We start from the raw sequence: 24,732 nt of genomic DNA on the forward strand, positions 1-24,732 counted from the left end.
TAAGCAGCAGCCATTATAGCGGAATCGGCAGGCCTGAAATGTGAAAAGTAGATAAAAACTGCGGAGTAGTGTGTATGGATATCGGCTTAATAACACAAAAAATAAATGCTCCGAAGAGCATTTATTTTAAAACAGCAAAGATTTAGTCGCTAATCCCCCAGCGTTCATCCAGCTTCAATACTTTGTCTTTATAGCGCGGAATAATATGAATATGCAGATGTTCGACCTTTTCCTGAAACACTTCGCCATCAATAAAACCGACATGGAAACCGGTGGGCTGGTAACGTAAATTGAGCTCATTACGTGCCTGTTCCAGCAAAGACATCAGGCTTTTACGTTCTTTGTCCGTCACTTCAAAAAATGAAGCCACATGCCGGAGTGGAATCACTACACAGTGACCTTCGGATAATGAATTCGGTTCAGGCAGCACCACACCATAATCATTTTTAGCAATGACATCATATTCGTCATAGTTACAGTAAGGGCAGTTGGTTTCAGCCATAGTCAGCATTCTCCTCTGGTAGGATTTATCGTTCTTTTCTTCAATAATTCTTTAAAGTGCTCAGCTTGATTTCAAGTCGAGCACTTATATCTATTTAAGCCAAATGACGTTCCAATAAGGCATACATCGCCGCCAAGCTTTTTTGTTCCGCTTCAGCATTGTAACCAAGATCCACGCCATTGGCGTTGGCCCGTTCGTCGGCGAGCGGGTTGCTAAAGCCATGTTTGGCATCTTCAAAGACAATCACCTCATGCTCGACGTTGGCCGCATGCATTTCTTCACGGAAACTGGCGACATCATCTAAGGTGACCATGCTGTCTAGCTCACCGTGCAAGACTAGAATTTCGGCCTGAACTTGACCTTCTTGAGCCGGTGCTTTGGCAGCAAGTGTCCCGTGGAAGGTGGTCACTGCTTTTAAAGGGGCATTGGCACGCGCCACATCCAGCACTACTTTACCGCCGTAACAAAAACCGATGGCAGCAAGTTTCTCTGCATTGACTTCATCCTGTGCTGCCAAGGTATTTAAAGCTGCTGTCGCACGATCAACGATGGTGTCCGGATCTTCAAAGGTCTGCATCATCCACTGGTAGGCCTGATCAGAATGGGTGGTCACTTTTTTGTCACCATACATGTCAATCGCCAAGGCCGCATAGCCATGTTCTGCAAGTTCGCGAGCGCGCTGTTCGGTATATTCATTACGACCCCACCATTCTGGTGCGACCAGCACACCTGCAAGGGGTGCATCTGTTTCTGGAGCGGCAAAATAGCCAATCAATGCGCTGCCATCCGGCGCAGTATAATGAATTTCACGGGTCTTGATTGCTGCCATGCTGACGTCCTCTATTCTTGTTGAACCGTTTAATTAACATATAACATAGCAAAACTGATCTGAATGTGACATGAAAACATTCGATTAATTATGCTTCATCCATATAAAAAAGAGAGGCCGCTATCGCGCCTCTCTGATTGAATATTTAAAAAAAACAGTATTGATTACTTCATAATTTCCAGTAATTCCACATCAAAAATTAAGGTACTGTTTGGCTCAATCACATCACCTGAACCAATTTGTCCATAGGCCAGTTCTGCAGGAATGAAGAAGCGGTATTTGGCACCTTCTTTCATCAGTTGCAGGCCTTCAGTCCAACCGGTAATCACTTGGGTGGTACGGAAGACCACAGGCTGATTGCGGGCAATTGAACTATCAAAAACCGTACCATCAATCAAACGGCCTTCATAATGTACGCGGACATTGCTATCGGCTTTTGGCGATTTGCCTTTGCCTTCCTGAAGAATCTGATATTGCAGGCCAGATTTAGTCGTTTTTATCCCTGCTTTTTTGGCATTTTCTGTCAGAAAAGCCTGACCGATTTTGGTGTTTTCTTCAGCTTTTTGTTTTAATTCAATCAGCTCTTTGGCTTCACTTTGACGTTTAAACTGGGTCAGCGCTCGAGCCATGTCTTCTTCAGTTAAAGTGGACTGTTTTCCGGCAGCAGCAGCTTTTAAACCGGCACTGAAAGCGTCCAGATCAATCCCTTGCAAAGAGTCGGCATTACTTTTCCCCATCAGATAACCAAAGCTATAACCGACCTGTTCAGCTTCCGGGCTTTTATTGGTCACATCTTTGGCAAGCAGATTGCCAGAACTTAGCAGTAAAACCATCAAACTTATTTGTATTTTCATATTTATTCTCAAAATAAAGGAGAGCGCATTGCTCTCCTTATTTATAGATTATTTGACTTCAATGAGTTCCACATCAAAAATCAAAGTACTGTGTGGAGGAATCGTCCCTGGCACGCCTTGTTCACCATAACCAAGTTGAGATGGGATATACAGGGTCGCTTTACCGCCTTCTTTCATCAGTTGCAGGCCTTCAGTCCAGCCTGGAATCACTTGATTGAGTGGAAACTCAATCGGCTCGCCACGTTCAACCGAACTGTCAAATACAGTACCATCCACCAGTTTGCCGGTGTAATGGACTTTCACGATTGAAGAAGCAGCCGGCTGTTTGCCCGTGCCTTCTTTGGTCACTAGGTATTGCAAACCGGAAGCTGTGGTTTTTACACCCGCTTTTTTGGCATTTTCGGTCAGGAAACTGTCACTCGATGCTTGTGCCTGTTTAGTGCTATCGAGTTGCTTTTGCTGCATTTCTTTCTGAAACTGTTCGTAAGCTGCCTGTAATTCTTCTTCAGTATACGCCGGTTCAGTACGCGCATGTCCTTCACGTACGCCTGTCACAAAGCTATTAATATCGAGTTCAGGTGGGGTTTGATGAGCCACTTCATAACCGAGAGCATAGCTGATTTTAGAAACAGCAGAGGCATCTTTAGATGCTTTAGTCGTTTGAGCAGCTGGGTTTTGAGTTGCATAGTAAACAGGTACTAGCGCGGCACCGCCTAGAAGAACAGCGACAGCAATCGGTAAGGCCTTGCTCATGTATTATTCCAATCTAATGTTATCGTTGAGGTTCATTCCATCTTAGCAGAAAATTTTGAGAAATCTTGCAGAATGGGTGGTTTTTTAGCAAGCAAATATCGCAGTTTGGTAGAGCTTTAAAAAAATAAAAAAACCAGCAATGGCTGGTTTTTTTATTCAAAAAGATCAACTGGTTTTTGTTTTGGTTTTATAGCTATAAGTATAATCATAGCTATAACTACCACCTGCTGAACGCTGGATATCATTCAGGATGAAGCCATTTACGGTACTCCCCGCTTGTTTAAAACGGTTCACTGTCAGTGCCAATTCCTTCATTTGTGTTTTTGCATAGCGGGCCACCACCAGATTGAGTCCGACATATCGGGACACGATGATCGCATCCGTGACCGCCAGGACAGGAGGCGTATCAATTATAATATGATCATAGTGTGGCGTCAGGTGTTGCAGTAATTCCTGAAACCGTACCGAATTGAGAAGTTCGGATGGATTGACTGGATTTTCACCACAGGTGATGACGCTGAGGTTTGCTACATTGGTGCTTTGCACCATCTGTTCCAAGGTAATTTGCTCATTCAGGTATTCAGTTAATCCATATTGATTATCCAAATCAAAATATTTGTGTATATGACCACGACGCAAGTCCGCATCAATGATCAATACGCGTTTATGTTTTTCTGCCATGATGACTGCCAGATTGCTGGAAACAAATGATTTTCCAACTCTAGGCGCTGGACCCGAGATCATAATAATATTATTTTTGGCCTGAGACAGAGCGAAATGGCTTGCTGTCCGGATGCTGCGCAAGCTTTCGATCGCCATATCATCACTATGTTTAAGGGCTAATAAGAAAGGCAGTTTTTTCTTTTTCAGCAGTTTCAGTCCCGGTTTCTGAACAGGGGAGTGTGCAATATTGGCATAGACGGGAAGATCCAGCTGGTATTCTATTTGGCTACTATCTTTCACTCCAGAACGGAACATATTGCGGAATAATGCCACCAGAATTCCCAAGAAAGTACCGAAGCAAAAAGTTAAGAACAGAATTAATGGCTGTTTCTGTTTAATCACGTCAATCGGTTCAAGCGCAGTATCAATAACATGTACATTGCCAATCTCGCCGGCTTTGGCAATTCGCAGTTGTTGGTAGGAATTGACCAAATTGGTATACAGTTGTTGTTTGACTTCGACTTCACGAGACAGTTGTAAATACTGGCGTTGTATTTCTGGAAGATTTTTAAGTGTGGTATTGAGCTCACGAATCTTGCCATTAATCACACGAAGTTGAGCAGTAACTTCTCGCATGGTCGGATGTGCTGCTGCATATTTGGCGCCTATTTCCGCCTGTCTCTGTTCGAGTAGAGCTCGTTGTGTTTCTAAAGTCACACTCTGATTTAAATATAATTCTGACTCCCGGGTGATGTCGACAGTATTATGCTGTTGACGGAATTGGTTAAAGACCCGCTCTGCATCATCCAGCTGTTTTCTTAAATCCGGTAATTGAGCATCCAAGAAAGCGAGGGTCTGAGCAGTTTCTGCCGAACGACGGGTAATATTATTTTGGCTATAAATTGCCAAAATAGTATTCAGAACTTTGGTGATGTGCTGTTTGTCATGACCTTGATAGCGAAGCTGCAAAATCCCGCTAAGTTCGCCTTTTTCTACAATTGAATAATTGGCAAGAATAGAATCAATCGCTGAGGGCAAAGAGAGCTTTTTCACCTGATAACTGCTATCTAGCGGATCCTGAGTAAAGATCGCGATTTTCCAGTCGCCCTGCGCAGTCTTGAATTGTACTGGCTGGTTCAGTGCACCCTTGAAAATGGTTTCTTCTGTCACAGGATTGATCAGACTAAAACCCTGTTGTTGAAATTGCAGTAGCAGATTTTTATCCAAATAGGCGGCAGGAACTTCAAACTGTCGAATGTCGAAGCTTTTTTGACCCTCTTTAAAGCGCACAGTTTCAGGTTGATATTCGGTTTGATAATTTACACCTTGAAATAGTCGCTGAACAAAAGTGTCTTCAGTACTGGCAATCTGAAGATCCAAATTTAAGCGATTAATTACTGATTCCAGAATATTGCGTGATTTTAATACCTCAACTTCAGCATTAGATGAAGACATTTGTCCAATGACACTTGAAAGGTTACCCAATAAAGCAGCTGAGGCACCTCTACTTTCTTCGACTTGGACGATGGCATCGACCTTATAATTAATCGCTACAGTGCGTAAATAGAGCAGGACAGCAAGCACGCTGAGCAAGGCACATACGAGGATAAGTTTCCATTGCGCAAACAAGGAAAATAACACCCCTTTTAGGTCAATCATATTTTCGGTATTGTTATTTTTGTTCATAATTTTGCTTTCTAAAAGTTTAAAAGTGATTTTTCCAGTCGATGACGTCGTGTTGAATTAAATTACAGAACTTCATCAAAGACCTGCTGCCCCTGCAAAAATGAATCCCAAATATGCTGGCTTTATTGTTCCCTCAAAAAAAATCTAGTCTGGTAAACCCAGATATTTTTATGATGATCAGGATAAGATTATTTTTATTCAATCTGCTTCATATTTAGTGTTGAACTACATGGAGTTGCAGGCAGATCCCATGCTATTACGTAAAAAATGCTGTGTTGTGATCAGCGCTGAGCATTACTTCAGCCATCTATATTTATAGATTTAATCTACAAATACGGGCAGATCTCGTTAATAAACATTCAGTCATTAATCGATGGTTAATATTTTCAAAACAGCTCCCCAAAATCTTTTTAATATGCATAGCTGAACTACCTGCTAGCGTATAGCTGTACCAGCAACATTTGAAAATGGAAGAATCTGGCTAACCACTCGTTCCCAACGAGTCAGGCCTGTGGCATCTACATAGACAATATCATTGCTGTGCATTTTGAACTTTTTGGCCAAGCCAAAATCTCCAAGATTTTTTAAACTTAAATGATATATTTCAGTCATTTGGTTATTTGAATTGTCACGTAAGACGTAAATGCGACTAGCACTGGCTGAATAGGGATTAATCCCTTCACTTTCACCGAGAACATCCGCGAGAGTCATCCCTTGGTCACGTATGGGTAAGGGGGTATTCGTGCCTGCTTCACCCATGACATAGATTTTCTGATTTTCACGAGGACTGATATACAGGGTGTCATTGGGTTGAATTAACAGCTTATGTAATGAATATCCTGCCTTTTCTAATGCAATTGTATTGAGGTCATAGGCCACACCCTGACGCACCAATTGAATAGAGCTAGAGTTACCTTGCTCGTTAATGCCGCCGGCCAGACCCAGTGCTGTATAAACGCTCACGGGTTGATCAGACAAATAAAACTGCCCAGCTGATTTCACATTACCCACCACTGAATAACGCTGCCCTTGATAAGAAAGTACTCTCACCACCACATCTGGATTGTTTAAATAAGGAATTAATAGTCGGCGTACTTCCCGATTAACCTCCGGAAGGGTTTTCCCTACTGTTTTATAGCGTCCAATTAATGGAAAATGGATATAACCATTTCGGTCAATTTGATAACCATTGGTATTATCAGTTGCTGTTGGAACTGCACTAATTTCCGGGTAGGCCCATAATTGAAAGGATAAAATATCACCTGGATTCAAACGATAATCCTGCATTTCATGCTGAAATAAAGGTGCGTAATGATTCAGGTTTTGAGTTTGGGCTGACTGCACTGCAGGTAGATTGTCCTGAGTCAATTTTACCAGATTAACTTGAGTTCCCAGTTCGGTTTGATAAATTCCTTCATCTGGTAAATCATAGGTTTGAAAGCCAGATGTTGCTGCACATCCGACTAATGATAGGCTTAAGGTTAAAACGCCTATAAGGTGTCTATTGTTCACTTGAAACCCCTTTATTTTTATATATTTAAAATTAGTATTTATTCGTAATTATTAATTTTTTTAACATGGTTTATGTGATTAACATCTAAAAGTTATAACAAATTATATAGCTTGTCTATACTTATTTTTAGTTCTAAGTATACGTTTGAATTAAAATAGATCAATAACATTTATTAAAAAAAGTATCTAAAACTTCCATTAAATTAAGGTGTAGAGATATAAGTATTGCTTAGTTTATTCAGGCAAAACGGATTGTTTATAAATTTTATTGCTTGCAGATTAAGGTGATTGTCATATTATAACTATACAAAACAAAAGCTTAGTAATAATGAAAGTATTTTCATATTATTTATGTATACTTTAAAGGTTTTTTAGATTCTATTTTTATTAAATTTCACATATATTTATTCGGCATTAGCTAGATTATATAAATGAAGTGTTAATTAATAATCTCTTATTAATTGAAAGTAATATATCAGTAGTTGTAAAGCTTAAGCTGATTTTTATTGGTTGAAAAGTGTTTTAAAAAAACAATAATTATAAAGTATTGGGTAAGTGGTATAAGAAAAATACTTATCCATAAAATGTAACTATATTTGAGAATAAGATTTTTATAGGTGGTGTGTTGAATAAAATTAATATATGTTATAAATAATCAAATAAGAATATCTATGCCAGAAGGCATCAATGAATTAAAAAAATATTTGAAAAGTAAAATAAAAATAAAAGGAATACTGGGAATGGTGAAAAAAATATTAGTGACTGGTGGAGCTGGTTTTATTGGATCTGCTACCGTCCGGCATATCATCAAAGCGACTGAACATCATGTTTTAAATGTTGATAAGTTAACTTATGCAGGTAACTTGGAGTCATTAATTTCTATATCAGCTCATCCCCGTTATCAATTTGCTCAAACTGATATTTGTGATCATGTATCTTTAACACGATTATTTTCAGAATTTCAGCCAGATATCGTCATGCATTTGGCAGCAGAGTCTCATGTGGATCGATCGATCGATGGTCCAGCTGAATTTATCAGCACCAATATTGTGGGTACATATACACTCTTGGAGGTCGCACGAAAATATTGGCAAAATTCGGGTGAAATCAAAAAGTCTAAATTTAAATTTCATCATATTTCAACAGATGAAGTCTATGGGGATTTAGAGGGGACAACCGACTTATTTACTGAAGCCACAGCTTATTTGCCAAGTTCACCTTACTCGGCAAGTAAAGCCAGCTCGGATCATTTAGTGCGTGCTTGGCATCGAACCTATGGTTTGCCGGTCGTGGTTACGAACTGTTCAAATAATTACGGGCCTTATCATTTTCCTGAAAAACTGATTCCTTTGATCATCTTAAATGCGCTGGATGGAAAATCCTTACCTGTTTATGGCAATGGTCAGCAGATTCGGGATTGGCTTTTTGTAGAAGATCATGCCCGTGCTTTATATCAGGTTGCGACCAAAGGCAGGGTCGGTGAAACCTATAATATTGGGGGGCATAATGAAAAACAGAATATTGATGTGGTTAAAACCATTTGTGCCATCTTGGATGAACTTAAGCCACGACTCAATGGCCAAATATATGAAAGCCTGATTAGCTTCGTCAGTGATCGGCCTGGTCATGATTTACGTTATGCCATTGATGCTTCAAAAATTGAGCGTGAACTTGGCTGGAAACCACAAGAGTCCTTCGAGACCGGTATTCGTAAAACTGTGCAGTGGTATCTGGATAATCTGCAATGGTGCCGTCGCGTTCAGGATGGTTCTTATCAGCGTGAACGTTTAGGGGAGGCAGTCTAATGTCAAGATCAACAAAGGGGATTATTTTAGCAGGTGGTTCGGGCACACGCTTGCATCCAATCACTAAAGGAATCTCGAAACAGTTACTTCCGATTTATGATAAACCCATGGTTTATTACCCATTATCTGTGTTGATGTTAGCCGGTATTCAGGAGGTTCTTGTCATCAGTACCCCGGAAGATATTGATGGGTTTAAGCGATTATTAGGTGATGGTTCACAATTTGGCATGCAGCTGAGTTATGCGATTCAGCCTCGACCTGATGGTTTGGCACAAGCCTTTATTCTGGGTGAAGAGTTTATTGGGCAAAGTAATGTGTGCTTAGTGCTCGGCGATAATATCTTTTATGGGCAAGGTTTTACCCCCATGCTGCGTCAGGCTGCTGAACGTCAAAAAGGAGCCACTGTTTTTGGCTATCAGGTAAAAGATCCTGAACGCTTTGGGGTGGTGGAATTTGATCAACAGCAACGTGCTATTTCAATTGAAGAAAAACCGGAAAAACCTAAATCTAACTTTGCTGTAACGGGTCTGTATTTTTATGACAATGATGTGATTCAGATTGCCAAACAAGTACAACCTTCTGAGCGAGGTGAACTGGAAATTACCTCCATTAACCAGGCATATCTGGAACGTGGTGATTTAAATGTTGAATTGCTGGGACGTGGCTTTGCCTGGTTAGATACAGGTACACAGGGAAGTCTACTTGAGGCAGCTCAATTTGTGGAAACCCTTGAAAAGCGTCAAGGTTATAAAGTTGCCTGTCTAGAAGAAATTGCAATGAATAATAGCTGGTTAAGCAAAGAACAAGTGTTAGCCATTGGTCAAACGATGAGTAAAAATGGCTATGGTCAATATCTGATTTCTTTGGTGGGGTAATCATGATGAATCTTATTGAATGGATTGATTTACCTAATCTGGGAGATCATCGTGGCAGTTTGGTGGTCGCTGAAGCCAATCGGAATATTCCCTTTCATATACAGAGGCTCTACTATATTTTTGGCGCTCAGCCTGATGTTCCTCGCGGGTTTCATGCACATAAAGAGCTTCAACAAATTGGGTTTTGTATTCAAGGCAGCTGTAAAATATTAATGGATAACAGTAAAGAAAAACAAGAAGTGTGCGTAAGTCAGCCCAATAAAGGATTATTAATTCCGCCCATGGTTTGGCATGAAATGCATGATTTTTCTGAAGATTGCATATTGTTGGTATTGGCAAGCGATTATTATGATGAAAGTGACTATATCCGTAATTACAACCAGTTTTTAAAAGAAGCAGATAAAACTTTTATTGCATAGACAATTAGATCATAAAATTAAGAAAAATAATTCACAAGTATGATGGCTTTGTTACTCAAGAGACTTCAGAAAATAGAATTTTAAATAATAATAAATATGAAGGAGATGTATGAGATGATTAAGCCGCTTACATCATTGCGTATGTTTTTTGCGCTATTTGTTTTTCTTAGTCATTTGGCCTTTTTAAAAAATGACACGCATTATGCAAATATTTTTAACAGTATTTTTGACGAAGGATTTTTAGGCGTCAGTTTTTTCTTTATATTAAGCGGATTTATTTTATCCTATAACTATAAAGAAAAATTTTTTAGAGGAAATATTTCAAAAAAAGAGTTTTATATTTCTCGTTTAGCAAGAGTATATCCAGTACATATAGCAACTACGGCAATTGTACTTCTGTTGACCTTTAGCCAGTCTGGACAAGGATGGGAATACTTAATTCAACACATTTTTCTAATACAAAGCTTTTTTTTAGAAGAAAATATTCATTTTTCATTAAACTCTCCATCCTGGAGCATTTCCGATGAATTGTTCTTCTATTTACTTTTTCCATTTGCATTTTTAATTTCTGAAAAAATAAGAAGCTATATATTTATTTTTTATCTTATAGGTATTCTGGTTTTGAATATGCAGCTTGATAAAAACCAGAATCACTATTGGTTGTACATTTCACCATGGGTACGTTTTTCAGATTTTTTACTTGGTATTATCCTGTTTGATCTTTATGAGAAAATAAAAGTTAATTATTCTAAAGTGAAGATACCTACTTTTGTATTTGAATCAGGAGCGATTTTACTTTTTGTCTTATTCTTTGTATTTCATAGCAAGATAGATATCAGTTATAGATACTCAATTTATTATTGGTTACCTATGGCCACCATCATTCTTGTTTTTGCATTGTCTCATGTTGTTAATGAAAAAAGTATTATTACCAAGTTTCTATCAAATAAATATATGGTTTTGGCGGGAGAAATCAGTTTTTGTTTTTATTTGCTTCATGTTTTGGAAATACAAGTTTTAAATTATATAAAAAAGATGTTTTTATTTGATATGGATTTAATGTTGTTTTCATTGATTATATTTATTGTGACTTTAATAGCCAGCTTTATAATGTATAAATATATTGAAAAGCCTCTAAATAGAAAGATGAAGAAATTTTTATTAGAGCCAAGTTTTAAATCTAAGAATTATGAACTGAATAAATAATATTGGGGTTTTCACTTTAATTCATATCAAGAGATTAGTTTTGATAAATGTGAAATTAAAAAAAATGAATAAAAATTTTTTATACGGGATTGATAAGAATGATACCTTTTCTTGAGCTAAAAGCAATAAATGCTCAATACCGTGACAAACTTATAGCAGCTTGTACACAGGTCATTGATTCTGGTTGGTATATCTGTGGCAAAGAGTTAGAGGATTTTGAACGAAATTTTGCGAATTATTGTGGTACAGAGTATGCCATAGGGGTCGCCAATGGATTGGATGCTCTAATTCTGACCCTGCGTGCATGGAAAGAACTGGGTAAACTGAATGAAGGCGATGAAGTGATCGTACCTTCAAATACCTATATTGCAAGTATTTTGGCAATTTCACAGAATCATCTGAAACCGGTATTAGTCGAACCGGATATCCATACGTTCAATATTGATGTTAAAAAAATTGAAGCCGCGATTACCATCAAAACAAAGGCAATTTTGCCTGTCCATTTATATGGACAGCTTGCTGCCATGCCAGAAATTATGGCGATTGCCAAGAAACATAATTTACTGGTTTTAGAGGATTCGGCACAAGCCCATGGCGCTGAAATCGAGGGTAAAAAAGCAGGGAATTGGGGAGATGCCTCAGGCTTCAGTTTTTATCCAGGAAAAAACCTGGGTGCGCTGGGTGATGCCGGGGCAATTACCACCAATGATGCTGAATTGGCCCATATGCTTAAGGCTATACGTAATTATGGCTCACATGAAAAATATAAAAATCTGGTCATGGGAGTAAATAGTCGCCTTGATGAAATTCAGGCGGCTATCCTGAATGTAAAACTGCCATTTTTAGATCAGGAGAACCAGCATCGTCGTCAGATTGCAGATCTCTATTTAAAAGAAATTCAGAATCCAGCTATTGTGCTTCCACTTAAAAGTATAAATACCGCAACTGATATGCAGCATGTTTGGCATTTATTTGTGATCCGGACCAGATATCGGGAGAAATTACAAAAATATTTGGCAGAGCATGGGGTACAGACATTGATTCATTATCCGATTCCGCCCCATAAGCAGCAAGCTTATAAAGCATGGAATAACTTAAACTTACCAATTTCAGAACAAATTCATGCGCAGGTCTTGAGCTTGCCGATAGGGCCTACTTTATCCATGGATGAAGCAAAGCAAGTTGTTCAGTTATGTAATGGTTTTCAAATATAGATGAATTTACTTAAGACCAGTGTACTGAATGGGGTGGCGGTCCTGATTAAGACCATAACCCTGTTTGTACTGAATAAAATTCTGGCTGTATATCTGGGGCCGACTGGATATGCAGCTTTAGGTCAATTCCAAAATTTTATTCAAATGGTGACTACTTTTGCGGGTAGTGCAATTAATACCGCAGTCATTAAATATACTGCTGAATATCATGAAGATGAAAGCAAACAACGTGCAATCTGGAAAACAGCAGGCAGTATTGTTTTTGTATTTAGTCTGATGTTCGCATTTTTAATTTTAATTTTCCAAAGGCAGCTATCACTTTATATATTTCATACACTTGAATATCAAACAGTTTTTGTATGGTTTGCAGTATTTTTATTATTCTTTAATTTTAATACCCTGTTTTTAGCGATACTCAATGGCAAAAAAGAAATATTAAAGCTGGTACTTGCCAATATTGCGGGTAGTTTATTTGCGCTTATTGTTACGAGTATTTTAGCAATAAAATTACATTTATATGGTGCCTTAATTGCATTATCTATTTATCAATCTATTGCGTTTATAGTGACGTTATTTCTGTGTTATCGAGCGGACTGGTTTAAGTTTTCCTCTCTGTTTGGAAAAATAGACTTAGAAATTACTAAAAAACTTACTTCTTTTATCTGGATGGCATTGGTCAGTGCGATCTGTGTGCCTTTATCGCAAATCTTAATTCGAGCCTATTTAAGTCAGGAATTTGGCCTGGCGTATGCCGGTTACTGGGAAGCCATGATCCGTCTAAGCACCGTATACCTGATGCTGGTTACAACAACATTGGGAGTCTATTACTTACCGCGCTTGTCAGAACTCAAGATGATTGATGAAATTAAGAAAGAAGTTTATTTAGGCTATAAGTTTCTTTTTCCACTGGCTGTGGCAGGCGGAGTAGTCATTTTTGTGTTGCGTGACTGGATTATCAAGGTCTTATTCAGTCCATCTTTCGCACCCATGCAGAGCCTGTTCTTTTGGCAAATGATGGGGGATGCATTAAAAATAGGAAGCTGGATACTGGCTTATTTGATGCTAAGCAAAGCCATGACCAAACTGTACATCTCTACAGAGATTATATTTACCTTGTCTCTTATTGCTTTGACCTATGTATGTACCCAGCTTTTTGGATTTGAAGGTGTTTCAATGGCCCACTTCATAAATTATGGGATGTATTGGGTCGTCATCAGTTTTTTTATATTTAAATCATTAAAACAAAGAGAGATAATATGATAAATGGCCAAGCTTTAGTTTCTGTCATTATACCAAGTTATAATCATGAAAAATTTGTGTGTGATAGTATCCAGAGTGTCATTAACCAGTCTTATCAGAATATTGAGTTAATTGTCATTGATGATGGATCTACAGATTCTTCAGTAGAAAAAATACAAGAACTGGTTCCACGATGTGAAAAACGATTTACCCGGTTTGAATTTAGGCATCGACCCAATAAGGGTTTGAGTGCAACTTTGAATGAAGCACTAGAATGGGCGCAAGGAGAATATTTTTCTTCTCTCGCTTCTGATGATATAATCTTGGAAGATAAAATAAAAATACAATCCGAATTTTTAAACCAGAATAAAAATTGTATTGCAGTGTTTGGAGGAATATCAGTTATTGATCATGATTCTAATCAGGTAAAAAATAGAATTAAAAAAAGAAAAAACTATACTTTTGAACAAATTTTATTGTTAGAGCATGAGTTACCTGCGACTACACAACTGATTCGCTCAAAAGCTTTGAAAAAAATCGGTGGTTATAATGCTAAGGTAAAAATCGAAGACTGGTATATGTGGTTGCTTTTAGCACAAGAAGGGGAGTTATGTTATCTTCCTGTCCTGTTTGCCAAATACAGGCTACATGATAATAATATGCATAAGCAAACCTCTCTCATGCATGATTCAAGAATGATGATTTTAAATGAGTACCAAAATCATATACTTTTTAATAAAGCAAAAAAAAGAGCGTTATGGATAAATGCGTTTGAACTAGGATTAATATCCAAAAATAAATCATTAGAAAAAATGCTGGGAATTTTGAGAGAATATCCATCTGAAATTTTGACATATGATTTTTTCAGATTTTTTTACTGGTTATTTATTAAAAAAGAGTTTTAATAAAAAGTAAGTTTGATAAATATTGTTAATTTAAAAAAATATTAATAGTTTTTAAAAATTTTAAACAAAAAAAACAATATGAAATATTAATCAGTTCTTTTGCTTTTTTTTAGGCATTAGATAATATAAAAGGAATGGATAATGATTATTTTAAATGAAAGTAATTCAAAAAATAACATTATTTTTTTAAGTGATAGCAATATAAGAGATAAAGTGGTTATATATCTTGTATTGTTTTCATTTTTTTTATCTCAGTTTTATTTTTGGTCAAGTGGGATTCCTCAGTTTAGTCACATTTTTATTATGGGAGCTATTTTATTATTATTTAACAAAAGTTCTTCAATAAATATTGAATACTCTAATACAATTTTATTGTTTGTCGCCTATGCAATTTGTGTAAATTTTGCCTGGTATTTAATCGTCCTAGATTCCAGTTATATGATGTCAACTATTTACTGGGTCTTCAATTTATTATTCTTTTTATTAATGATGAACCTGAATCAGGTTCAGATTAATTTTTTCCATGAAAAACTCTTATTTCTTATTCCTTTCTCCTATGTCATCGAAATTATTATCTGGGCAAGTAACTTAGGTCGTTATGATTTTGACCCACGATACAATGGTCTTTTTAATGATCCTAATCAAATGGCATTTTGGGTACTCAGTACCTGTGCAATTTATTTATATATTTCTGGAAGCAACTTTAAAAAAATAATCGTTTATTCTTTGGCCTTATTTTTGATTTTATTGACCATGTCAAGATCTGCTTCAATTGGATTCTTAATGTTAACGTTAGGATTTATTTTTAGTCAAAAAGGAGATTTGAATAAAAGAATATTTGTATTCTTTGGGACCTTGGTTTTTTTTGGTGTTTTAAGCTACTTTTTATATAATATGGGGGTTTTTGATAATGTTGTATTACGATTTATAGAAGGATTAGATCAAAGAGATAGCCAAGTAGAAGGACGCGGTCTTTTTAGTTTCTTTGATTATCCTCAATATTTGATTTTTGGGGCTGGGCAAGGAGCTTACTGGTTATATAACCCCACAGGCAATGAAATTCATTCAACCTGGTTAGGGATCTTATTTTATTATGGAATTGTAGGCATATTCTTATTTTTAATATTTTTATATCAAATATTCAAGAAACTTTCACTTTCAAATAAAATGATATTATTAGGGCCAATGTTATATGGGTTTACCACTTATAGTGCAAGAACACTTATTTTCTGGTTTTTATTGGCGGCTTTTTTACTATTTTCAAATAATAAGAAGGAAGAATAAATATGTATATTTCTATAGGAATTCCATTTTTTAATGCAGAAAAATACTTGGAAGATGCGATTAAATCTGTATTAGCTCAAACTTTTCAAAATTGGGAATTGATATTGGTAGATGATGGATCAACAGACCGGTCTTTAGAGATAGCCCAATCATTTGTCGATCCTCGGATTCGTATCATTGCTGATGGATGCAATAGAAGATTACCTTATCGCTTAAATCAAATTATTAATGAAGCACAATATGACATTATTGCACGTATGGATGCTGATGATTTAATGGCAGTAGACCGGCTGGAAAAACAGATAAAAGTCTTAACTGAAAATCCAGAGATTGATTTAGTGGTAACCAGCTTGTATTCGATTGGAAATAAAAATGAAATTTTAGGGAAAAGAATTTATTCTAATCATCAAATGCAACCCAAAGAAATTTTGCAAGGCCTGACCAATTTATTACATCCTTCACTGCTTGCACGAAAGGTGTGGTGTAAAAGAAATCCCTATCAAGTTAATAACTGTCTAGCGGAAGATTATGAATTATGGCTCTCGGCAGCGATAAAAAATGATTTCAATTATGTGGTTATGCAAGAACCCTTATATTTTTATAGAGAAGTAGAAAATGTAAAAAAAGAAAAAATGATTCGTGGTTATAATACTCAAATTGAAGTGATCAAAAAATATTATAATAATGTTATTTCTGATATAGACAAAAATAAGATTGTATTGAAATTTGAAATAAAAAAAATGATTGTAAAAATATTAAGTTTTTTGAATTTAATGCATATTTTACATAAGCGCAGGATGACCACTGTTTCAGACGAGGATAAAATTTCTTATGCTTCACAATTAGAACTTATAGGACGATTAAAATAATGATAAATAAAAAAATTATTATAATTGGAACCACTGCATCTAATCTTTATGGCTTTCGTAAAGATTTCATTTTGTCCTGTTTAGCCCAGAATTATCATGTTTATGCTTTCGTGTCTGAATATAGCAATGACTGGTTGGATAAAATAGAAAATTTAGGAGTTACTCTTGTAACCTATCAACTTAGTCGTGGAGGGTTAAATCCATTAGCTGATCTATATTCAACTTATCAGCTGACTCAGAAAATAAAGGAAATTCAACCTGATATTGTATTTTCATATTCAACAAAACCCGTTATTTATGCAACTTTGGCTGCTTATAAGAATAAAGTTCCTTATATCTATGGCATGATTGAAGGCTTAGGCTCTCCTTTTACCATTCATAAAAATGGTCAAAGTTTGAAGGCTAAATTCATACGCTTTGTACAAATCTCTTTATATCGGCTTGCATTTCCATACTTAGATAAAATTATTTTTCTAAATCGCGATGATCCTAAAGATCTCGTTCATCGTTATAATCTTCCGCATAAACAGAATGCAATTGAAGTTTTGGGACCTATTGGTCTTAATTTAAATGACTATGTTTATACGAAATGGGATGATCAAAAAAGATTATCTTTTATCTTTATTGCCAGGTTAATTGCTGAAAAGGGTATATTTGAATATTTAGAAGCTGCTAAAGTAATTAAAAAAAAATATCCTGACATAAAATTTAAAATTATAGGGGGACTAGATCCCGAAAACCCAACCGGCTTAAAGCAGACAGAATTAGATCAATTGATAGAAACAGGAATTATAGAATATGCGGGCTTCGTTAAAGATGTAGATCAACGAATACGTGAGAGTGCGGTTTTTGTATTACCCTCCTATTATAGAGAGGGGGTTCCTCGCAGCACACAAGAAGCGATGGCTATAGGACGCCCAGTGATTACCACTGATGTTCCAGGCTGTAATGAGACTGTAGTAGATGGGGTGACTGGTTTTTTGATTCCAAAATGGGATATAGCTGCATTAGTGGAAAAAATGATTTATTTTATAGAGCATCCTGAACAAGTAAATAAGATGGGATATCAAGGATTTTTATATGCTAAAAAAAATTTTAATGCAGATTTGATCAATTATAGATTATCCAAAATGCTAGGAATTGATAAGTCTTAAGGTTTTTTTAATAATGATTTTTAAAAATATTATTTAAATTTTATACCTTATAAAAATTTATAATGATAAAAGGAGATTACGGTGAAAGAAGCTGTAAGTTTTCAAATAAAAAAATATGAAGATTCTGATAAAGAGGTATGGAATGAGTTTTTATTAAATTGTAAAAATTATCATTTCATGTTTAATCGGAATTTTATGGACTACCATTCTGATCGATTTGAAGACTTTTCTTTAATGTTTAAAAATGATAAAGATAAAATCGTGGCTTTATTGCCTGGAAATATTAAAGATAATATTTTTTATAGTCATCAAGGTTTAACATTTGGTGGTTTTTTGATTGATAGGGATTGTCGTGCTATTGATATGTTAAGTCTTTTTTCTCAGTTAAAAGGTTTTTTAAAAGAAAATTATATTAAAAAAATTATATATAAATGCATACCTAATATTTATCATCATTATCCTGCTCAAGAGGATTTATATGCTTTATTTCTAAATGAAGCAAGGCTCTATCGTCGGGATATTAGTACTTCTATTAACTTACAGGAAAAAATTTACTATTCAAAATCTAAAAAATGGGCAATCAATAAAGCAAAAAAATCTGGATTAACTTATGAAGAAGTCGAACAGCCAAGCATAGTCTGGGAAGTTATTCGTGAAGTCTTAGGTCAACATCATCATCAAAAGCCAGTTCATAATGAAACGGAAATAGATTTATTAAAAAGTAGATTCCCTAATAACATAAGGGCTTATAAATGTTGTTTTGAAAGTCAGATTGTTGCAGCAGCAGTGACTTTTGAAACTGAGAAAGTAGTCCATTTACAGTATTTAGCCAGTAATGATAAGGGAAGGGAAGAAAGAGCCTTAGATATTCTAATCGATTTTTTAATCAATAAAAATATGCAGTCTACTAAGATATTTGATTTCGGTATCTCAAATGAAAAAGAAGGAAAGTTTTTAAATACAGGACTGATTAATCAAAAAGAAAGTTTTGGTGCTCGTGCGATTGTGCATGATTTTTATAGTATAGATATATAGTGACCGAACTTATATAGAAATACCTCTACTTTGAAGCATAGATCAACTCTTTATAAGAGGTAAATTTTCTGCCTCTTTTTATTTTTTCTTTAGTATTTTATACTGATAATAAAGGCTATCAATATTCTAAAAATGAAATAGCTTACTTTTAAAGCTGTCCAATTTTTTTGGATTTATCTCGTAGAAATATCAATAAGATTTTTATATAAATCTTAGATGTCATATTGAATAAGATTCCTTCTTTTTACTTATCTGGCTTAGACTTGCTTAAAATTAATTAATAAGGTGAATTAATTCACCTTATTTAAAACTATTTTACATTTTGTCACATATTTTTTAGTGTGAGGTGTGTTGTATTTAAAAAATAGATTTTTTTTCAATAAATAGTAACTTTCACAATTATTTATTAAATATATTAAAAGCTCATGAAAAGATATAATTTCTAAAGTGGTTTATTTAATTGAAATTTTCTTAAAGTCTTAATTTCTCAATTAAGTGAAATATCATAGAACCTAGTTGTATGATTATTTTTAATAAAGAAAGATTAATCTATAATAAATTGTTAGTTGATATTTTTTTGATAAACATATTTCTACTTTTAAAAAAATATAATTGTTATGATTGATAAATAGACATATTGAGGTGTTTATTAATGGATCTAAAAAAAGAAAAAAATAAGATCAAAAACGTTGAAGGAAGCAATATTGTAAGGCATAAGCCTTTATTTATTGAAAAAGATAATAGTTTATCAAATAAATATTCTAAAAATATACAGGGGCATAAGAATGGAATAATACAATTTTCCTCAAAGAAGAATGGAGTTAATGAAAAAGATAAGAAAAGCTCTTGGCATTATATGGATAAAAAGAATTTTAGTTTAAAAAAATCTTTATTTCCTCATGTTCATTTTTATTCTTTTTCTAATATTTTTACTAAAGAAAAATTATCTAAAAGAATAGTAGATATAGTTATTGCACTAATAGCTTTATTAGTATTGTTTCCAGTTTTTATCATTATGAGCTATAAAGTGCGGAAAAATTTAGGCTCTCCCATTTTCTTTTACCAAGAACGCCCAGGTAAAAATGGTAAATTATTTAAAATGATTAAGTTCCGATCTATGAGAAATGCAGTAGATAAAGATGGCAATCTTTTGCCTGATAAATTTCGTATCACATCATTTGGGCAGAAAATACGTTCAACCAGCTTAGACGAAATGCCTCAACTGATTAATGTTTTAAAAGGGGATATGAGTATTGTTGGGCCTCGCCCTCAAATGAAAGAGTTTCTAGAACATTATACAGATGAACAAATGCGACGCCATGAGGTAAAACCGGGTATGACAGGGCTTGCTCAGGTGAGTGGACGCAACAATTTATCTTGGGAAGAAAAATTTGAATTAGATGTGCAATATGTTGAACAGTATAATATTTGGTTTGATTTTAAAATTATGTTTAAAACTGCTAAGGTAATGCTAAGCCAAGAGGGAATTAATGCTCCTGATCAAGAAGTCGGTGCTGCGCGGTTTTCAAAAAAAAGTATTCATGACACTAGCTTATTTAAAAAAGAGGTGAAATAACACCAAGCATGGGTAAATAAGACTTTCACGAAAGCCAAATGCGGAGTACTGCAAGATTATATCTAAACTATCAATTTTGAGCATAAGCGAGTATTAGTATAATGCACCTATGCCTTCCAGCTACAGGTATCGAATGAGGTACTAGTGAAAAACTGAATGTTAGATTGACAGTTCTACAAAAAATACTAAGTGTATGACAAGTGGGTTGAGACCAATGTGACATTCAGGTTAGAAAATTGATGCTGACGCAAGTGATTAATAAAAGGTATAGTCAGTCCTAAGCTACTGAGCCATATATGAGTTGATAAGTATGGTGATTATTGATCCCTCTCTCATCAGTAGCTGATTTATCAGCGGGCTGGGGTCGATTACTTTTTTAAAGACTGGTTCAGTCGGTGTAGGGTAGCTCGATGCATTACCGGATACTTAATAAAAAAACCAGCAAGTGCTGGTTTTTTTATTTTCAGTTTCATCAGTATTTTGGAAGGTATGGAAAAGTTGTCGCTATCACCCGAACTTGAGTGTTGAATAGGTCTTAATAGGAAAATAAGCCCTTTTCTAAGGGGAATTCGATACCAATTGATACACCGCCATCGTTACCGTGTACATCAGAGTCACCCACCCACCCATTCAGTTTAAGTGGAATATCTGGGCGTAGATAATGTGTCCAGGTTAGATCTAGCGCTTTTAATTCATCCTGCGCTGGAAAAGCTAAATTAGTAATGCCTCTATCACGTCGATTAGCTGCTTGATCAAATTTCGCAAATAGGATGCGTGTATTAACACGATTGAGATGATCCAAACGAATATCGCCACCTACAGACAGCATTTGACCATCACCACCTATGGCATGCGCCAAGGGATAACCATGCTGGTAAAAACCATCGGTGTAGTTGGTGTGATTATAGGAAATGCCTTGTGCTTTACCATTGGTACGGGTATCTGCCCATTCGGTATACAGTTGGAAAGGCATATTGTTATAACTTGATGAATAATCGATTCCAGCCAAATACATTTTTTTGGCCGGCAAGCCGCCTGCTTCATCTTCACCGACATATTGCGCATAGATACCCATCGGGACTTGCACGAGGGGATGTAGATTTAAGCGTGCATCAAAACCGGCAATTTGATTTGATGGATCAGGTTCACCTGTACCACCATTGTCTTTATTGCCAACAAAAGCATCCCAAAGTGAGCTCAGGCTTTCAGGTCGACCTTCACCACCCCATTGCATAGCACGCGATGCACCCAGTTCTAAATAAGGCAAGGGTTGTGCAGTGACACGTAAACCAATCAGTTTGGCATCAGGCACAGCATCATAATCCTGCAACTGCCCTGCAAAAGCTTGATATTGCCAAGGCCCAATCCAGGCCAACCATTTGTTTACAAAAGCATTCTGTTCGGCACGCTGCATCGTCACGCCATAGACAGGGCGGCTGGCATCACCACGAATTAAACTGCCATCATGTGCAGAACCCCAGTAGGTCGGGATCTGTCCAGCAATCAGCCATTGATTCCATAATTTTCCAGCGATATATGAGCCTTCAAGATTAAGATCTTGATCATTGTCAATCTGTAGATCTTTTTCTGCATTCACACGAATTCTGGCATCCCAGTTCTCGTTACCCGCATTTAGCTCGATACCTGCCTGATATTGCGCTTTTTGCTGATCGCCAAAGGCTTGAGGAATATTCTTTTGATCAGTTTCTGCAAATAATGATGCTTTGAGCGACTGGTTATTGGCATTCAAATGTGCCAATACAGTATCAATGACTTTTTGCTGAGTATTATTGTTGATTTTAGCTTGGGCAAGGGCACGTTGAATTTCATCACCACTGATGGGCCAAGTCGACGTACTCATTTGAATCACACCCTGCTGATTGAGCCAGTTTAAATCGGTACGTAAGTTCTGGTCATTTAAAACGATGCCTTGTGCAAAGGCGAGGGAAGAACTTAATGCCAAGGTAGCGAGCAGTGTTTTGGATAACATTCTTGTATATTCTCAGGACTTTTAAACTATAACCACGATAGGTTTTTTAGTTGATTTTTTCAACAACAATCATTTGCAATAAATGTAAGGAAGGATAATTTCACACCCTGCTCAGACAGAGTGTGAAATTTGAGTTTAGAATAGATTAGTCATTATCTTTATGTGCAGTATAGGCATAGGCATAATTATAACCATAACTACCCGCTGCACCTTTTTGTACGTCATTCAGAATGACGCCATTAACTTTTACATTGGCCTGTTCAAAACGATTCACCGTAATTTCAAGTTCTTTAATTTGCGTTTTTCCATGACGGGCAATTAATAAATTGACCCCTGCATATTGCGCAATAATAATACCATCAGTAACAGCAAGTACTGGTGGAGTATCAATTAAGATGTGATCAAAATGAGCAGATGCCTGATCCAGGAAAGCCTTGAATTTATCGGTACTTAACAGTTCAGATGGATTGACTGGACTCTTGCCGCGAGTGACAAAGAACAGGTTTTCTACAGTCGAGTTTTGGACAACATCTTCATAGCTATTTTGAAGATTTAATAGTTCTGCTAAACCCGGTTGTACTTCTGCATTGAAATATTTATGCAAATAACCACGACGCATATCACCGTCAATGACGAGTACCCGTTTTCCACCTTGCGCCAAAATGGTTGCAAGGTTAACAGTAATAAAAGATTTCCCAATCTCAGGGGCAGGGCCTGACAATACAATCACATTATTGCTGGCATTCATTAAGGCAAAGTGAATTGCGGTGCGCATACTACGCAGGCTTTCAATTGCAATATCACCGCTGTCTTTCACTGCAAGAATAGGAATATTTTTTCTCTTATTTAGCAGATTATTACGACTCGCTTGAGTTAAAGAACGTGGCACGGTGGCATATACTGGTAGATCCAGCTCATTTTCAATCTGAGCGGCATCTTTAATGCCTGAACGCATCATATTACGTAACAGTGCTAATAATGTACCGAGGAATCCTCCCAGAAAAATCGATAAAATCAGAATTTGTAATTTTTTGGGTGCAATCGGTTTAATCGGCTCAACTGCTGTATCGACGATACGAACATTGCCAATTTCACCCGCTTTGGCAATACGAAGTTGCTGGTATGAATTGAGTAAGCCTGTATATAGCTGCTGTTTGACTTCAACTTCACGGAACAATTGTAAATACTGGCGCTGTAGTTCAGGTAAACGTTTTAATGTTCCGTCTAGCTCTGCAATTTTTTTATTGATTGCAGCGAGTTGTGCATTCATTTGCTGCATCATCGGATGTTCATCCATATATTTGGATGAAGCTTCTGCAACCTGCTGCTCTAGCTGGATTTTTTGTGTCTCTAAAGTAATGCTTTGGGTTAAATATAATTCCGATTCTTTGGTAACATCCACTGTATTTGCTTGTTGGCGGAAGCGGTTGAATTCACGCTCTGCAACATCAAGTTGTTGTTTTAATTCCGGTAATTGATTTTCAAGGAATTTAAGTGTCTGCGCAGTTTCTGCAGATCGACGTTCAATATTCTGTTGGCTATAAGCAGCTAGAATGGCATTCAGGACTTGAGTAATGTGCTGTTTATCTTCGCCTTGATAGTTAAGACCTAATACACCGGTCATCTTGCCTTTTTCAGCCACTGAGTAGTTACTGGTCAAAGACTGCATGGCAGCAGGCAAGCTTTGCTTTCGGATATTATACGTGGCATCGAAACTGTCTTGACTAAAGACACCTACTTTCCAAAGACCGTATTCAGATGAGGATTGACTGATCTGGTTTAGAGGTGCAGAAAAAACCACTTGTTCAGTTTTCTCATCAGTCAGGCTATATTTGCCTTCTTTAAAACTTAAAATTAAGTTTTTATCCTGGAAATATTGCGGGATATCAAACTGGCGAATATCGAAACTATTTCGATTGTCTTGAAACAATACTGATTTTTCTGAATACGTGGTGTCGTATTCATGTTTAGCCATTAACCGATTCCAGAAACTGTCTTCTGTCCCAGATACACGAATATTTAAATTTAAATGGTTAATGACCTCACCGAGCACCAAACGCGATTTTAAAATTTCAATTTCGGCTTGAGCAGGGGATTTTTGTTCGATCATACCGGATAAATCACCCAATAATGCAGCCGAAGTCCCTTTACTGTCTTCGACTTGTACCATAGCATCTACTGAATAGGTATCTGGCGTGGTTCTTAAATACAGTAAGGCACAGATCAAACTTAAAGTAACGCATAGGGCAATCAGTTTCCATTGTGCAATCAAGGAAAAAAACAATTCCTTTAAGTCAATGGTGTCTTCGGTGTTGGCGGTTTGGCTCATAATTTAAATATCAAAAAGTGAAAATATTAAAAA

At 36.2% G+C, this 24,732-nt stretch carries 20 protein-coding genes; 12 read left to right on the top strand and 8 right to left on the bottom strand.

Features of this window, described 5'->3' with window-relative positions; translation table 11 throughout:
- Positions 1 to 142: 142 nt before the first annotated feature.
- The 6 genes from GVV58_RS10955 to GVV58_RS10980 all read right to left on the bottom strand — a co-directional run bounded on the left by GVV58_RS10955 (position 143) and on the right by GVV58_RS10980 (position 6,799).
- Positions 143 to 502 carry an HIT family protein gene (locus tag GVV58_RS10955; protein ID WP_100329716.1) on the bottom strand — a complete coding sequence of 120 codons (360 nt, stop codon included), beginning with the start codon at positions 500 to 502 and terminating at the stop codon, positions 143 to 145.
- A gap of 94 nt (positions 503 to 596) precedes the next feature.
- The gene (locus tag GVV58_RS10960) at positions 597 to 1,331 is read right to left on the bottom strand and encodes a dienelactone hydrolase family protein (RefSeq protein WP_159516546.1); all 735 of its coding nucleotides are present in this window, start codon (positions 1,329 to 1,331) and stop codon (positions 597 to 599) included.
- Positions 1,332 to 1,495: 164 nt separating this feature from the next.
- On the bottom strand, positions 1,496 to 2,185 hold the full coding sequence (locus GVV58_RS10965; protein WP_159516547.1) for an FKBP-type peptidyl-prolyl cis-trans isomerase: 690 nt from the start codon (positions 2,183 to 2,185) through the stop codon (positions 1,496 to 1,498).
- Between the two features lie 48 nt (positions 2,186 to 2,233).
- Complete coding sequence (locus tag GVV58_RS10970; protein ID WP_005094756.1) at positions 2,234 to 2,938, bottom strand: FKBP-type peptidyl-prolyl cis-trans isomerase; 705 nt, start codon at positions 2,936 to 2,938, stop codon at positions 2,234 to 2,236.
- Between the two features lie 165 nt (positions 2,939 to 3,103).
- Positions 3,104 to 5,287: a polysaccharide biosynthesis tyrosine autokinase gene (locus GVV58_RS10975; RefSeq protein WP_159516548.1), complete on the bottom strand. Its 2,184-nt coding sequence runs from the start codon at positions 5,285 to 5,287 to the stop codon at positions 3,104 to 3,106.
- Between the two features lie 435 nt (positions 5,288 to 5,722).
- On the bottom strand, positions 5,723 to 6,799 hold the full coding sequence (locus tag GVV58_RS10980) for a polysaccharide biosynthesis/export family protein (RefSeq protein WP_005173647.1): 1,077 nt from the start codon (positions 6,797 to 6,799) through the stop codon (positions 5,723 to 5,725).
- 740 nt (positions 6,800 to 7,539) lie between these two features.
- Between GVV58_RS10980 and rfbB the strand changes: the two genes are divergently transcribed.
- From rfbB to GVV58_RS11040, 12 genes are all read left to right on the top strand, one after another.
- Positions 7,540 to 8,604: a dTDP-glucose 4,6-dehydratase gene (gene rfbB, locus GVV58_RS10985; RefSeq protein ID WP_100329659.1), complete on the top strand. Its 1,065-nt coding sequence runs from the start codon at positions 7,540 to 7,542 to the stop codon at positions 8,602 to 8,604.
- Positions 8,604 to 9,479, top strand: coding sequence for a glucose-1-phosphate thymidylyltransferase RfbA (gene rfbA / locus GVV58_RS10990; RefSeq protein WP_100355445.1), 876 nt, complete (start codon positions 8,604 to 8,606; stop codon positions 9,477 to 9,479). Before rfbB ends, rfbA begins: the two co-directional genes overlap by 1 nt.
- A gap of 2 nt (positions 9,480 to 9,481) precedes the next feature.
- Entirely contained in the window at positions 9,482 to 9,898 is a 417-nt protein-coding gene (locus tag GVV58_RS10995; protein ID WP_252721267.1) for an FdtA/QdtA family cupin domain-containing protein, read from the top strand.
- A 114-nt stretch (positions 9,899 to 10,012) separates the two neighbouring features.
- A complete protein-coding gene (locus GVV58_RS11000; RefSeq protein ID WP_100355479.1) occupies positions 10,013 to 11,104 on the top strand; it encodes an acyltransferase in 1,092 nt (363 codons plus the stop codon).
- A 98-nt stretch (positions 11,105 to 11,202) separates the two neighbouring features.
- Positions 11,203 to 12,318 (top strand): DegT/DnrJ/EryC1/StrS family aminotransferase, encoded by a 1,116-nt coding sequence (locus GVV58_RS11005; protein ID WP_100355444.1) that lies wholly within the window; start codon positions 11,203 to 11,205, stop codon positions 12,316 to 12,318.
- Entirely contained in the window at positions 12,319 to 13,578 is a 1,260-nt protein-coding gene (locus GVV58_RS11010) for an O-antigen translocase (protein WP_159516549.1), read from the top strand.
- Positions 13,575 to 14,462 (top strand): glycosyltransferase, encoded by an 888-nt coding sequence (locus tag GVV58_RS11015; protein ID WP_159516550.1) that lies wholly within the window; start codon positions 13,575 to 13,577, stop codon positions 14,460 to 14,462. Before GVV58_RS11010 ends, GVV58_RS11015 begins: the two co-directional genes overlap by 4 nt.
- Positions 14,463 to 14,603: 141 nt before the next feature.
- Positions 14,604 to 15,746: an O-antigen ligase family protein gene (locus tag GVV58_RS11020; RefSeq protein ID WP_159516551.1), complete on the top strand. Its 1,143-nt coding sequence runs from the start codon at positions 14,604 to 14,606 to the stop codon at positions 15,744 to 15,746.
- 2 nt (positions 15,747 to 15,748) lie between these two features.
- The gene (locus GVV58_RS11025; RefSeq protein WP_159516552.1) at positions 15,749 to 16,615 is read left to right on the top strand and encodes a glycosyltransferase family 2 protein; all 867 of its coding nucleotides are present in this window, start codon (positions 15,749 to 15,751) and stop codon (positions 16,613 to 16,615) included.
- On the top strand, positions 16,615 to 17,769 hold the full coding sequence (locus GVV58_RS11030; RefSeq protein WP_159516553.1) for a glycosyltransferase family 4 protein: 1,155 nt from the start codon (positions 16,615 to 16,617) through the stop codon (positions 17,767 to 17,769). Before GVV58_RS11025 ends, GVV58_RS11030 begins: the two co-directional genes overlap by 1 nt.
- Before the next feature lie 81 nt (positions 17,770 to 17,850).
- Entirely contained in the window at positions 17,851 to 18,804 is a 954-nt protein-coding gene (locus tag GVV58_RS11035; RefSeq protein ID WP_159516554.1) for a GNAT family N-acetyltransferase, read from the top strand.
- Positions 18,805 to 19,729: 925 nt separating this feature from the next.
- Positions 19,730 to 20,380, top strand: a complete 651-nt coding sequence (locus tag GVV58_RS11040) for a sugar transferase (protein ID WP_159516588.1) — start codon at positions 19,730 to 19,732, stop codon at positions 20,378 to 20,380.
- 535 nt (positions 20,381 to 20,915) lie between these two features.
- Here the strand turns inward: GVV58_RS11040 and GVV58_RS11045 are convergent.
- Together GVV58_RS11045 and GVV58_RS11050 are read right to left on the bottom strand one after the other, a co-directional pair.
- Positions 20,916 to 22,370: a capsule assembly Wzi family protein gene (locus GVV58_RS11045; RefSeq protein WP_159516555.1), complete on the bottom strand. Its 1,455-nt coding sequence runs from the start codon at positions 22,368 to 22,370 to the stop codon at positions 20,916 to 20,918.
- A 145-nt stretch (positions 22,371 to 22,515) separates the two neighbouring features.
- A complete protein-coding gene (locus GVV58_RS11050) occupies positions 22,516 to 24,699 on the bottom strand; it encodes a polysaccharide biosynthesis tyrosine autokinase (protein WP_159516556.1) in 2,184 nt (727 codons plus the stop codon).
- Between the last annotated feature and the right edge of the window lie 33 nt (positions 24,700 to 24,732).

It is taken from the genome of Acinetobacter sp. 18QD2AZ41W (assembly GCF_009829025.1).
Lineage (GTDB): Bacteria > Pseudomonadota > Gammaproteobacteria > Pseudomonadales > Moraxellaceae > Acinetobacter > Acinetobacter pseudolwoffii.